We start from the raw sequence: 12,631 nt of genomic DNA, 5'->3' as shown, positions 1-12,631 counted from the left end.
CTACTTGCTCCGCCGGCCCAGCCGCAGCGCGTCCAGCAGCACGAACAGCGGCGGCCACAGCGCCATGCCCAGCAGCGGCGCCCACCAGTAGTTCCACGGCAGCGGCGGCTCGCCCACCGCCAGGTGCACGGCAGCGGCGACGATGCGGTCGTTGACGAGCAGCCCGCCGATCGACAAGGCCTGCTGCGACATCGGGAAGAAGCGGATGCGCGCGCGGAAGCGCTGCAGGATGAAGCCCAGGATCACCAGCCGCAGCGCCTGCTCGCCGAGCACCCCGCCGTACAGCAGGTCGGCGACCACGCCGATGGCGAAGGCGAAGCCCAGCCCGACCTTGTCCGGCGTCTCGATCACCCAGTACGCCACCACCAGCGCCAGGAAATACGGGCGCAGCGGCTGCAGCACCAGCGGCAACGGCAGCAAGCCCAGCACCAGCGCCAGGATCACGCTGACCGGCAGCACCCAGCCTTTGCTGCGGGGGCGGCTCATTGCTGCGTCTCCTGCGGAGACGCCGGGATTGGGGAGTCGGGAGTGGGGATTGGGGAAGGCACCGGCTGTTGGGGGGCGGCGGGCGCGGTGGACGCCGCGGGAGCAGTCGCGGGGCGCGCGGAAGGCTGGGAGGCGGCCGATCGCGGAGAGGCCGGGATCGGGGATTGGGGATTGGGGCTCGGGTGGGACGCCGGCTGTTCGGGCGCGGCGGACGCCGTGGATGGCCCATGGGCATTGCCACCGCCACCGCTGGCGCCGCTTTTACCCGATCCCGAATCCCCAATCCCCAATCCCGCTGCGGCGACCGAAGGTCGCAGCAGCAACACATCCCGCCCCCGGTCCAGCTTCGCCGCCGGCTTCAGGTCGCCGACCAGGAAGGCGTGGGTGTCGTCCGGGCGCAGCGCCGAGACGGTGCCGACCGGGAAGCCGGCCGGGAAGCGGCCGCCCAGGCCGGAGGTGACGATCTCGTCGCCCACCTCGACCCCGGCGCTGAGCGGCACGTCGCGCAGCTGCAGGGTATCGCCGCGGCCGTAGACGATCAGGCGCACGCCGTTGCGCGCCACGGTCACCGGCACCGCATGGTCGGGGTCGGTCAGCAGCAGCACGGTGGAATGCAGCGGGGTCACCTCGATCACCTGGCCCATCAGGCCGCCGGCGTCGATCACCGCCTGGCCGACATGCACGCCGTCGCGGCTGCCGGCGTCGAGCACCAGGCGCTGCCGGGTCGGGTCCAGGTCGATGTCCAGGATCGGCGCCAGCTGCACGTCCAGGCCGCGGCGCTCGGCCACGCCGAGCAGCTCGCGCAGCTGCGCGTTGTCCAGCGCCGCGGTCTGCAGCCGGGTCAGGCGCGCCTTGGCGATCAGCAGCTCGTTGCGCAGCGCGCGGTTCTCCCTGACCAGCTGCGCATGGCTGGCGGCGTTCTCCTGCACCTGCGAGCCGAGCCGGCCGGGCAGCCCGGCCAGCGCCCACAGCGGCTGCACCAGCAGGTTGGTCTGGCTGCGCAGCTGGGCCAGCCAGCCGGCCTGCGCGTCGAGCACGATCAGCACCACCGCCAGGGCCAGGTACGCCAGCAGGCGCGGCGTGCTGGCGGCTTCGCCCGGGCGGGCAGTGACGGGAGGACCGGCGTAGGGAGGCACAGTTAAAGCCGGGATTGGGGAATCGGGAAGGGGGAACCGGAAAGCAACAGCGCATCCCCGGCTTGATCAGGCCGGGGCGCAGGCAAGGTAGCGGCTGCGGAGCCGGCAATGTCTGTGCGGAGGGGCCGTTCGATTGCCCATTCCCCACTCCCCATTCCCGGCTTCACGATCACTCCGGCGCGAAGAACTCGTTGCCGTGCATGTCCACCAGCTCCAGCGCGCGGCCGCCGCCGCGGGCCACGCAGGTCAGCGGGTCGTCGGCGACCTGCACGTGCAGGCCGGTCTCCTCGGAAATCAGCCGGTCCAGGTCGCGCAGCAGCGCGCCGCCGCCGGTCAGCACGATGCCGCGCTCGGCGACGTCGGCGCACAGTTCCGGCGGGGTCTGCTCCAGCGCCAGCTTGACCGCCGAGACGATGCCCGACAGCGGCTCGTGCAGCGCCTCCAGCACCTCGTTGGAGTTGATCTTGATCATCTTCGGCACGCCCTCGGCGAGGTTGCGGCCGGAGATCTCCATTTCCTGCACTTCCGACTGCGGGTAGGCGCAGCCGATCTCCAGCTTGATCCGCTCGGCGGTGGCCTCGCCGATCAGCATGCCGTGGTTGCGGCGCACGTAGTTGGTGATCGACTCGTCGAAGCGGTCGCCGCCGATGCGCACCGACTGCGAGTAGACGATGCCGTTCAGCGAGATCACCGCCACCTCGGTGGTGCCGCCGCCGATGTCGATGACCATCGAGCCGCGCGCCTCGGTGACCGGCATGCCGGCGCCGATCGCCGCGGCCATCGGTTCCTCGATCAGGTACACGTCGCGCGCGCCGGCCTCCTCGGCCGATTCCTTGATCGCGCGGCGCTCGACCTGGGTCGAACCGGCCGGCACGCACACCAGCACGCGCGGGCTCGGGCGCAGGAAGCGCGACTTGTGCACCTTCTTGATGAAGTGCTTCAGCATCGCCTCGGTGTAGGTGAAGTCGGCGATGACGCCGTCCTTCATCGGGCGGATGGTGGTGATGTGGCCCGGGGTGCGGCCGAGCATCTGCTTGGCCTCGGCGCCGACCGCGGCCACCGAACGGGTGCCGCCGATCGCGCGGTCCTGGCGCACCGCCACCACCGACGGCTCGTTCAGCACGATGCCCTGGCCACGCACGTAGATGAGGGTGTTGGCCGTGCCCAGGTCGATGGACAGGTCGTTGGAGAACATGCCGCGGAGTTTCTTGAACATCGGGGGATTGGGTCCTGGGAGGCGCGTGCCGTCGCCGAATGGCGAAAAAATGGGCAGAAAACGAAGTCCGCTAGCCTAGCAACCCACCTGGGTGCGGGCAAGGAAAATTCTCGCTAAAACCGCGCCTTGCGCGCGGCGGCCGGACCGCCGCGCATCGTGGTTCTGGCCCTGCCCGGCCGCAGCCGTTACCCTTTGCGCCGCGGCGACCCCGCACGTCGCCCGCCTGAATGCGGGCTCATCCCTCCGCCAAGGCCTGCCCGATGTCCGTACTGATCTGTGGTTCCCTCGCTTTCGACACCATCATGGTGTTCCCGGACCAGTTCAAGAACCACATCCTGCCGGACAAGGTGCACATCCTGAACGTGTCGTTCCTGGTGCCGCGGATGCGCCGCGAGTTCGGCGGCTGCGCCGGCAACATCGCCTACAACCTGCACCTGCTGGGCGGCGACCCGATCCCGATGGGCACGGTGGGCCAGGACTTCGGCCCGTACCGCGAGCATTTCGAGACGCTGGGCATCGACCTGTCGCGGGTCCGGGTGATCGAGGACATGTTCACCCCGCAGGGCTTCGTGGTCACCGACCACGACAACAACCAGATCTGGGCGTTCCACCCCGGCGCGATGATGCGCAGCCACGAGAACCACGTGAAGGACGTGCCGGGCGTGACCCTGGGCCTGGTCGGCCCGGACGGGCGCGAGGGCATGATCCAGAACGCCGAGGAATTCGCCGCCGACGGCATTCCCTTCATCTTCGACCCCGGCCAGGCGATGCCGCTGTTCAACGGCGCCGAACTGCGCGCCTTCATCGAACAGGCCGACTACGTGGTGGTCAACGACTACGAATCCAACCTGCTGCAGGAGCGCACCGGCTGGAGCGAGCAGGACATCGTCTCGCGGGTGCAGGCCTACATCACCACCCAGGGCCCGAAGGGCGCGCTGGTGTACACCCCCGGCAAGACCTACGACATCCCGCCGGCGCACGAGCGCCGCGTGGTCGACCCGACCGGCTGCGGCGACGCCTTCCGCGCCGGCCTGATCTTCGGCATCCAGCGCGGCTGCGACTGGCTGACCATCGGCCGCATGGGTAACCTGATGGGCGCGCTGAAGGTCGAACACCCCGGCACCCAGAACCAGCGCTTCGACTTCGCCGAGTTCAACGACCAGTTCAAGCAGCAGTTCGGCTACGCGCTGTAGGGCCGGGATTCGGGATTGGGGAGTGGGGATTCGCAACAGCCGGGTCCCGCCGCTTGGTTTTCACGGGAACCGCGCAGTTGCGCGGTTTTTCGTTTTGGCGGGCTGGAGCTGGCCGGCGCCGGGTCGGGCTTCGGGAGGCGGGATTGGGGATTGGAGATCGTAAAAGCGGGGCCTGGGCTTGGCTTTTTACGGGGGCCGCGCGTGCGAGGTTTTCGTTTGGCGGGTTCGGCACCGGTCCGCCGCGGGCCACCGGCCCTTGCCAATCCCCAATCCCAACTCCCCAATCCCGGCTTTTTGCTGCAGTGCGGTTTGAGCGCAGCGGCGGTTTGTGCGTCACTGGCCGCCTGATCCGGGGTCGGGTCGAGGGGCGCCACGTGTCGGAGCTGACTGTAGCCAACCTCCTGCAGGCCGCGGCCGAGGCGTCGCCCGCCGAGGTCGAACCGGCCTTGCTGGCGCGGATGCGCCGTTTCCGCCAGATCGAACCGCTGCCGCCGGCCTTGCTGCGCTCCTGGCAGCGCTGCCTGGACGAGTACGGGCTGAACCCGGACACCACGCCGTCGCCGATGGTCCACGACGGCAGCGGGCTGCGTGAGCGCCAGCAGCGGCTGGAAGAGGTGCTGCGCATCGCCAAGGTGGAGATGGAGAACCTCTACGAGCAGATCGCCGGCGGCGGCTACGCGGTGGTGGTCGCCGACGCCGAGGCGACCGTGCTGCACAGCGTGCAGGATCCGGCGCTGCTGCGCGAGTTCCGCGAGACCGGCCTGTTCTGCGGCGCCAGCTGGGCCGAGCGCTACCAGGGCACCAACGGCATCGGCACCTGCGCGGTGGAATGCAGCGCGCTCGGCGTGCACCGCGGCGAGCACTACCTGCTGCGGCACCTGCCGCTGTCGTGCAGCGGCGCGCCGATCCTGGACCCGCACGGGCAGTTGCTGGCGGTGCTGGACGCCTCCACCCCGGACGCGCGCGACACCAAGCTGGTGCAGCGCCATACCAGCGCGCTGGTGCGCATGTCGGCGGCGCAGATCGCCCGTTCGTATTTCCTGGAACAGTACCGGCATGCGTGGATCCTGCGCTTCCACAGCCGCCCGGAATTCGCCGGCCTGCTGCACGAGGCGCTGATGGCGATCGGCGGCGACGGCCGCGTGCTCGCGGTCAACGAGGCGGCGCTGGACCAGCTCGGCAAGGGCGAGCGCAACCTGCTGGTCGGGCGCGACATCTCGCAGGTGATGCAGCTGGACTTCGATACGGTGGAGCAGCGCGCGCGCAACGACGCCAGCACGCTGTGGTCGATCCGCTGCGCCTGCCACGGGCGCCGCTTCTTCGCCCTGGCGCAACCGCCGCGGCACGACGCCGCCGCACGCGCCCATGCCGCCAGCGCCGACAGCGGCGAGGCCGCCTATGCGCACGAACACGTCGGCTCCGATCCACGCATGCGCCACAACCTGGACAACGCGCTGAAGCTGGCCGCGCACCGCGTGTCGATCCTGCTGTGCGGCGCCACCGGCACCGGCAAGGAGGAATTCGCCAAGGCGGTGCACCGCAGCTCGCCGTGGGCGGCGCGGCCGTTCGTGGCGGTGAACTGCGCGGCGATCCCCGAAGCGCTGATCGAGAGCGAGCTGTTCGGCTACGCCCGCGGCGCGTTCACCGATGCCGCGCGCGAGGGCCGCCACGGCAAGCTGCTGCAGGCCAGCGGCGGCACCCTGTTCCTGGACGAGATCGGCGACATGCCGCTGCCGCTGCAGACGCGCCTGCTGCGCGTGCTGGAGGAACAGAGCGTGACCCCGCTGGGCAGCGACCGCGCGATGCCGCTGGAACTGCACGTGATCAGCGCCAGCCACCGCGACCTGGGGCAGATGGTGGCGGCCGGCGAGTTCCGCGAGGACCTGTACTACCGGCTCAACGGCGTGGTGCTGCACCTGCCGCCGCTGCGCGAGCGCAGCGACAAGGCCGAACTGATCCGCACCCTGCTGCGCGAGGAAAGCGGCGAGCGCCACGTGCGCATCAGCGAGGACGCGCTGCACAAGCTGCTCAGCTACGCCTGGCCGGGCAACCTGCGGCAGCTGCGCAACGTGCTGCGCACCGCCGCGGTGCTGTGCGCCGACGGCATGATCCGCATCTCCAACCTGCCGCAGGAAATCGTCGACGCCGACAGCGGCCCGTGCCTGGTCAACGGCGACGCGGTCGCCGCCGACGACATGCCCGGCCGCGCCGCCCTGGACAGCGCCGAGCGCAGCGTGCTGCAACAGCAGCTGGAACGGCACCGCTGGAACGTCAGCCGCACCGCCGACGCATTGGGCATCAGCCGCAACACCCTGTACCGCAAGCTGCGCAAGCACGGGTTGGCGACGGTCTGAGCGCAAGCGCCGCGCCGGTCGATCTCTCCATCCCACCTGTAGGAGCGGCTTCAGCCGCGACATGAGGCCGGACACCTCTTTGGCTTCGACGGTCGCGGCTGAAGCCGCTCCTACAAAAAGCCCTCGTCCATGGGCGATGTTCGTCCACACCGTCGCCGGGGGAGCGGCCGTCCCGACCGCTACCGAAGCCGGCTGCATTTCGGCTTCGATGTCGCGACTGAAGTCGCTCCCACAACACGTCCTTGGTCTGGCGAAGCGTCGTCCAGGAAGCCGCGGCGGGATGTTCTCGTGCTTCCACGGAATCAACACGTCGAGGCCATCTGCATGGCTCTTGTGGGAGGGACTTCAGTCCCGACTGCCGCCGGAGCCGGATGCTCTCCGGCTGCGATGTCGCGGCTGAAGCCGCTCCTACAAAAAGCCCGGGCCTGGCGAACTGTCGCCCGGGATGCCGCGGCGGGGCTGTTCTCGTGCTTCCACGGAATCAACAGTTCGAGGCCATCTGCACGGCGCTTGTGGGAGGGACTTCAGTCCCGACTGGCACCGGAGCCGGATGCTCTCCGGCTGCGATGTCGCGGCTGAAGCAGCTCCTACAAAAAGCCCGGGCCTGGCGAACTGTCGTCCGGGAAGCCGCGACGGGGCTGTTCTAAGTGCTTCCACGAATCACCAGGTCGAGGCCATCTGCATGGCTCTTGTGGGAGGGACTTCAGTCCCGACTGGCACCGGAGCCGGATGCTCTCCCGGCTGCGATGTCGCGGCTGAAGCCGCTCCTACAAAAGCCTCGGCCTGGCGAAGCGTCGTCCGGGAAGCCGCGGCGGGCTGTTCTCGTGCTTCCACGGAATCAACACGTCGAGGCCATCTGCACGGCTCTTGTGGGAGGGACGTCAGTCCCGACTGCCGCCGGAGCCGGATGCTCTCCGGCTGCGATGTCGCGGCTGAAGCCGCTCCTACAAGAATCCTTGGCTTGGCGGGCCGAGGGCGGCGTGACGCGTTCGCGAGCAACAGCCGCACGCCCGTGCTGCGCGGCACCGCGAACCGGCGCAAGCGCTGCGCGCCCGCCTAGAACCGCCAGCGCAGGCCGAGCTGGTATTGGCGTGGCGCGCCGGGGGCGACGAAGCGCGAGGGGCCGTCCTCGACCGCGGCGTCCTGCGGGCGCGCCAGCGCGCCGTCGGGGAACAGGTCCTCGGCGATCGCCGCATAGGTCTCGTAGCGGCGATCGAACAGGTTGTTGACGCGCAGGTACAGCGACAGGCCCTCGGCGATCTGCCAGGTGCCGTGCACGTCGATCAATGCGTAGCCGCCGGTGGACAGGTCGTGGCGCGCCGTGTCCTCGCCCTCCTCCGCATTCTCGACCAGGCCGTCCTCGTTGCCGCTGGCCACGCGCGGCGAGAACGCGCGCAGGTCCGCGCCCAGCGCCAGGTGCGCCAGCGCCTGCCATTCCAGGCCCAGCTTCAGCGTGTTGCGCGGCAGGCCGGCGATGCGCATGCCCGGATGCAGGTCGATGGTGCGTTCGCCCGATTGCAGTTCGCCGTCGCTGCGGTAGGTCGCATCCAGGTAGCTGTAGCCGGCGAACCAGCGCAGCGCGCCGCTGTTGGCGCGGTAGCTCAGGTCCGCGCCCTGGTAGCGGGTGCGGTCGACGTTGTCGAAGTAGCCCAGCTGGGTGTTCGGCGCGCGCAGGAACAGGATGTCGTCGCGGTTGTCGGCCCGGTACAGCGAGGCGTTGAAGGCCTGGTCCGGCGACGGGTTCCAGCGCAGCCCCACTTCGTAGGTGCGCGAGACGATCTGCTCCAGGCGCGGGTCGGCCTGCAGCCCGGTCGGCAGCCGGCACGGCTGTTCCGGATCGGCGCAACCCAGTTCGATCGCGGTCGGCGCGCGGCTGTTCTGCGAGGCCGAGGCGAAGGCGGTGAAGCCGCCGCCCAGGCGCTGGGTGATGCCCAGCGACGGGTTGGCCTTGGCGAACACGAAACGCTCGCGCGGCAGCGCGCCGTCCTCGGCGGTGGACAGCACGTTGCTGACCTCGACCCGGTTCCAGCGCAGCGCGCCGGTCACGTGCGTGGCCTCGCTCACTTCCCAGGTGTCGGCGACGAACACGCCCAGCGTGCTGCTGCGGCCGCTGACCCCGGAGAAGAACTCGCGCTCCTCGTCCGGATCGGCGGCGACCGAGCGGTCGTCCTGCACGAAACCCTCCTGTTCGTACTGCCGGTAGCGCACCCGGTTGCGGTCGTAGGTGGCGCCGAGGCTGAGCGCATGCGCGCCGGCCTGGCGGCTGAAATTCAGTGCCACGCCCTCGGCGCGCTGGCGCATCTGCGTGGTGTTGAGCACGCCGCTGTGCAGCGCGTCGGCCTCGTCGCGCGGCACCTCGCAGTCGTCGTCCAGCGGGGTGCCGTCGGCGGCATAGCCGTCGGCGCATTCCTCGACGAATTCCTCGTAGTCCTCGTTGATGTCGCCGTTGACCGTGTTGCGGCGACCTTCGCGGTAGTACGCCAGCAGGTGCAGCGCAGTGTCCGCATCGAAGCGGTGGTCGAACTGCGCGGTCAGCAGCGTGTTGCGGTTGCGGGTCAGGTCCGGCGAGGTGTAGACCGCCTCGCGGTCGGCTTCGTACAGGCCCGGCGCGACGCCGTCGTCGGTGTAGCGGCCGCTGGGCAGCAGGCCGTTGCCGATCAGGCGGCTGCGCCCATGCAGCAGCGACACGTCCCAGTCGGTGGTCTCGCCCTGCCGCCCCAGCTTGCCGAACACGGTGCCCAGGCGGCCTTCGGAGGCGTCGCGCCAGCCGTCCTCGTCGAAGCCGGTGACCGCGACGAAGGCGTGCAGGCCGTCGCTGCCGGCATAGCCGTAGGACGCGTCCAGGCGCTTGCGCGCGCCGCTGCCGAACGACAGGTCCGCGCGCAGGCCCGGCGCGGTCAGGCCGGACTGGGTGGTGAACGCCAGCGCGCCGCCGAGCGTGTTGGGACCGAACAGCGGATTGGAGCCGGGCATCAGCGCGACGCTGCGGATCGCCGCCTCCGGCATCATGTCCCAGCTGACGATGTCGGCGAACGGCTCGTTCATGCGCACCCCGTCCAGGTACACCGACACGCCCTGCGAGGCACCGGGCAGCGCCGAGGCGCGGAAGCCGCGGAAGGTGAGGTCGGTCTGGAACGGGCTGCCCTGCACTTCGTTGGTGTCCACGCCGTTCATCTGCCGCAGCAGGAAGTCGGTGAGGTTGCCGGCCTGGCTGCGCGCGATGTCGTCGGCGTTGGCGGTCTGCACCGTGTACGGCAGGTGGTCGGCGTCGATCAGCGTGCCGGGGATCGGCGTGGCGGTGACCTCGACCCGGTCCAATGCGGTGATCTGCGCATCGCCGGCATTGACCGTGGTCTGCGCGGCGGCCGGCGCCAGGGCGACCGAGGCGGCGACGGCCAGCGCCAGCGCGCTGGCCTGCGGGATGGTGCGTCCATTTCGTCTGCGCATGCCTGCTCCTTGGTTTCAGTAGAGTACAACCGACTTGATGCCGCGGCCCTCGCGGATCGCATCGAAGGCGCGGTTGATGTCCTGCAGCGGCAGCGTCTCGCTGATCAGTTCGTCGATGCGGATCTCGCCGGCCAGGTAGCGCTCGGCGTAGGCCGGCAGTTCGCTGCGGCCCTTGACCCCGCCGAACGCACTGCCGCGCCAGGCGCGGCCGGTGACCAGCTGCAGCGGCCGCGTGCTGATCTCCTGCGCGCTCGGCGCCACGCCCAGGATGATGCTCTCGCCCCAGCCCTTGTGGCAGCACTCCAGCGCCGCGCGCATCGCGCGCACGTCGCCGACGCATTCGAAGCTGTGGTCGGCGCCGCCGTCGGTGAGATCGACGATCACCTGCTGCACCGGCGCGCCGAAATCCTTCGGGTCCAGGCAATCGGTGGCGCCCAGCGCGCGCGCCAGTTCGAACTTGTCGCGGTTGATGTCGACCACGATGATGCGCCCGGCGCGCGCCATCACCGCGCCCTGCACCACCGACAGGCCGATGCCGCCCAGCCCGAACACCGCCACGCTGTCGCCGGGCCGCACCCGCGCGGTGTTGAGCACCGCGCCGATGCCGGTGGTGACCGTGCAGCCGAGCAGGCACACCTTGTCCAGCGGCGCCGACGGATGGATCTTGGCCACCGCGATCTCCGGCAGCACGGTGTACTCGGCGAAGGTGCTGGTGCCCATGTAGTGCAGGATCGGCCGCCCGCGGTGCGAGAAGCGGCTGCTGCCGTCGGGCATCAGCCCGCGGTCCTGGCTGGCGCGGATCGCCTGGCACAGGTTGGTGCGCCCGGAACGGCAGAACTTGCACACGCCGCATTCGGGCATGTACAGCGGGATCACGTGGTCGCCGGGGCGCACGCTGCCCACGCCGATGCCGACCTCCTCGACCACGCCGGCGCCTTCCTGGCCCAGGATCACCGGGAACGCGGCATCGGGATCGGCGCCGGACAGGGTGCTGGCGTCGCTCTGGCAGACGCCGCTGGCGACCATGCGCACCAGCACTTCGCCGGCCTTGGGCGGCTGCAGATCCACTTCCTCGATGGCCAGCGGCTGGTTCGCCGCCCAGGCGACCGCGGCTCGCGTCTTCATTCACCTCTCCCCACATCCTGCTGCCGCGCCGCATGCGCCCCTCGCCTCAGCGCGCGATGACCACGCCCCAGGGCATCTCGCCCACCGCAATCTGCTTGATCTCCTTCATCGTCGCCGTATCGATGACGCTCACGCTGTTGGAGCGGCCATTGGCCACGTACAGCTTCTTGCCGTCGGCGCTGAGCGCCGGATTCCACGGACGCTGCCCGACCGGGATCTCGGCCAGGGAGCTGCGCGCCGCCGGATCGATCACGCTGACCGTGCCGGCGCCGCCGTTGGAGGCGTAGACGCGGCTGCCGTCGCGCGAGATGGCGATGCCGGCGGTGCGTTGCCCGGCCGGGATGCTGGCCACGCGCCGGCGCGCGACCAGGTCGACCACGTCGACCACGCTGGCCGATTCCTGCGCCACGTACGCGGTGTTGCCGTCCGGGGCGAACGCCATGCCGCGCGGATGGCCGCTGGTGGCGATGACGCCGGTGGACTTGCCCGCCTTCAGGTCGATCACGTCCAGATCGTCGGAACCTTCGTTGCTGGTCAGCAGCAGCGCGCCGTCGGGGCTGTACACGCAGTGCTCCGGCGCCTGGCCCTGGGTGGCGATGCGCGCGCCGATCGCGAAGCTGGCCGGATCGATCAGCATCACCTGGTTCTGCCCTTCCACGCACACCGCGAACTGGTCGCCGTTCGGCGACAGCGCGATGCCCTCGGCGTTCTCGCCGATGTCCACGCTGCGCAGGATCCGGTCCTGCACCGTATCCAGTTCCAGCAGCCGGTGGCCCTGCGCGTCGATCACGTACAGGTGCCCGGCCGGCCCGGGCAGGACCTGCTGCAGGCGCTTGCCGAGCTGGCCCTGCGCGGACAAGGTGCGCAGCACCACGTCCTTGCCGGTGTCGATCACCGAAATGGTGCCGGCGCGCTGGTTCGGCACGTACGCCAGCGCCGCCGCCGGCGTGGCGGACTGCCCGGCGTCGGCGCCGGCGGCGGGCGCCGGCGCGCGCTGGCAGGCCGCCGCGGCCAGCAGCAGCGCCAGCGCCGTGAGCGTGCGTCGTGCCCCTGGCGTCATGGAGCCGAACCCGCGGTCTTGTTGACCGAGTGGATGAAGGCCAGCAGTTTCTCGGTGTCGCCCTCCTTGAGCACCGGCGCGAACGGCGGCATCTGCCCCACCACCTTCTCGTGGCCGACCCGGACCTTGCCGTGCGCGGTCATGCCGGCGGTGCCTTCGTTGATCAGCGCGCGCAGGGTGTCGTCGTCGTGGCCGTAGATCCACACGTCGTTGGTCAGCGGCGGGCACATGCCGCCGCCACCGGTGCCGCCGTGGCAGGCGCTGCAACCGGCCGACAGGAAGATCTTCTTGCCCTCGGCGGCGAGTTCCGGGGTCACCTTCACCGGGGCGCCCTTCGGGATCGGGGTGACCGCGGCCGGCGGCGGGGTCGCAGCCGCAGCGGCCGGCGCAGCCGCCGGGGCGGCGCCGGGCGCAGGCGCGGGTGCGGCGGGTGCAGCCGCAGCGGGCGCTGGCGCGGCGGCGGACGCGGAAGGCGCAGGCTCCTTGCCGCAGGCGGCCAGGGCCAGGGTCAGTGCGAACAGGGGCAGGTGCAGCAGTTTCGGGACGATGCAGGAACGGACGACGGCATTGCGCATGGGAGAAGAACCTTGGCGGGACGGTCTGTGGGGAATGGC

The 12,631-nt window shown here is 70.5% G+C and carries 9 protein-coding genes; 2 read left to right on the top strand and 7 right to left on the bottom strand.

What is annotated here, in order from left to right:
• The 3 genes from mreD to OCJ37_RS03565 form a co-directional block, all read right to left on the bottom strand.
• Window positions 1-486, bottom strand: coding sequence for a rod shape-determining protein MreD (gene mreD, locus OCJ37_RS03575; RefSeq protein ID WP_263112330.1), 486 nt, complete (start codon window positions 484-486; stop codon window positions 1-3).
• The gene (mreC, locus tag OCJ37_RS03570) at window positions 483-1,622 is read right to left on the bottom strand and encodes a rod shape-determining protein MreC (protein ID WP_263112329.1); all 1,140 of its coding nucleotides are present in this window, start codon (window positions 1,620-1,622) and stop codon (window positions 483-485) included. Before mreC ends, mreD begins: the two co-directional genes overlap by 4 nt.
• Window positions 1,623-1,791: 169 nt before the next feature.
• Complete coding sequence (locus OCJ37_RS03565) at window positions 1,792-2,838, bottom strand: rod shape-determining protein (protein WP_263112328.1); 1,047 nt, start codon at window positions 2,836-2,838, stop codon at window positions 1,792-1,794.
• A gap of 260 nt (window positions 2,839-3,098) precedes the next feature.
• Here OCJ37_RS03565 and OCJ37_RS03560 point away from each other — a divergent pair, with 260 nt between their 5' ends.
• The gene (locus tag OCJ37_RS03560) at window positions 3,099-4,031 is read left to right on the top strand and encodes a carbohydrate kinase family protein (RefSeq protein WP_263112327.1); all 933 of its coding nucleotides are present in this window, start codon (window positions 3,099-3,101) and stop codon (window positions 4,029-4,031) included.
• Window positions 4,032-4,405: 374 nt separating this feature from the next.
• Window positions 4,406-6,385, top strand: coding sequence for a sigma-54-dependent Fis family transcriptional regulator (locus OCJ37_RS03555; RefSeq protein WP_263112326.1), 1,980 nt, complete (start codon window positions 4,406-4,408; stop codon window positions 6,383-6,385).
• A 1,056-nt stretch (window positions 6,386-7,441) separates the two neighbouring features.
• Here the strand turns inward: OCJ37_RS03555 and OCJ37_RS03550 are convergent.
• Genes OCJ37_RS03550 through OCJ37_RS03535 form a run of 4 tightly spaced genes read right to left on the bottom strand, consistent with a single transcriptional unit; the run spans window position 7,442 to window position 12,628 of the window.
• Entirely contained in the window at window positions 7,442-9,832 is a 2,391-nt protein-coding gene (locus OCJ37_RS03550) for a TonB-dependent receptor (RefSeq protein WP_263112325.1), read from the bottom strand.
• A 15-nt stretch (window positions 9,833-9,847) separates the two neighbouring features.
• Window positions 9,848-10,957: an S-(hydroxymethyl)glutathione dehydrogenase/class III alcohol dehydrogenase gene (locus OCJ37_RS03545; protein WP_263112324.1), complete on the bottom strand. Its 1,110-nt coding sequence runs from the start codon at window positions 10,955-10,957 to the stop codon at window positions 9,848-9,850.
• A gap of 46 nt (window positions 10,958-11,003) precedes the next feature.
• Window positions 11,004-12,017 carry a beta-propeller fold lactonase family protein gene (locus OCJ37_RS03540; RefSeq protein WP_263112323.1) on the bottom strand — a complete coding sequence of 338 codons (1,014 nt, stop codon included), beginning with the start codon at window positions 12,015-12,017 and terminating at the stop codon, window positions 11,004-11,006.
• Complete coding sequence (locus OCJ37_RS03535) at window positions 12,014-12,628, bottom strand: c-type cytochrome (RefSeq protein WP_263113572.1); 615 nt, start codon at window positions 12,626-12,628, stop codon at window positions 12,014-12,016. The genes OCJ37_RS03540 and OCJ37_RS03535 overlap by 4 nt, the downstream gene beginning before the upstream one ends.
• Window positions 12,629-12,631 lie beyond the last annotated feature (3 nt).

It is taken from the genome of Xanthomonas sp. AM6, assembly GCF_025665335.1.
In the GTDB taxonomy this organism is placed as follows: domain Bacteria; phylum Pseudomonadota; class Gammaproteobacteria; order Xanthomonadales; family Xanthomonadaceae; genus Xanthomonas_A.
This window is presented reverse-complemented; position numbering and strand designations above follow the sequence as displayed.

Excerpts from the sequence above, each read along its gene's own strand:
- mreD (WP_263112330.1), bottom strand. The coding sequence starts at position 486 with ATGAGCCGCCCCCGCAGCAAAGGCTGGGTGCTGCCGGTCAGCGTGATC.
- OCJ37_RS03565 (WP_263112328.1), bottom strand. The coding sequence starts at position 2,838 with ATGTTCAAGAAACTCCGCGGCATGTTCTCCAACGACCTGTCCATCGAC.
- OCJ37_RS03560 (WP_263112327.1), top strand. The coding sequence starts at position 3,099 with ATGTCCGTACTGATCTGTGGTTCCCTCGCTTTCGACACCATCATGGTG.
- OCJ37_RS03550 (WP_263112325.1), bottom strand. The coding sequence starts at position 9,832 with ATGCGCAGACGAAATGGACGCACCATCCCGCAGGCCAGCGCGCTGGCG.
- OCJ37_RS03545 (WP_263112324.1), bottom strand. The coding sequence starts at position 10,957 with ATGAAGACGCGAGCCGCGGTCGCCTGGGCGGCGAACCAGCCGCTGGCC.
- OCJ37_RS03540 (WP_263112323.1), bottom strand. The coding sequence starts at position 12,017 with ATGACGCCAGGGGCACGACGCACGCTCACGGCGCTGGCGCTGCTGCTG.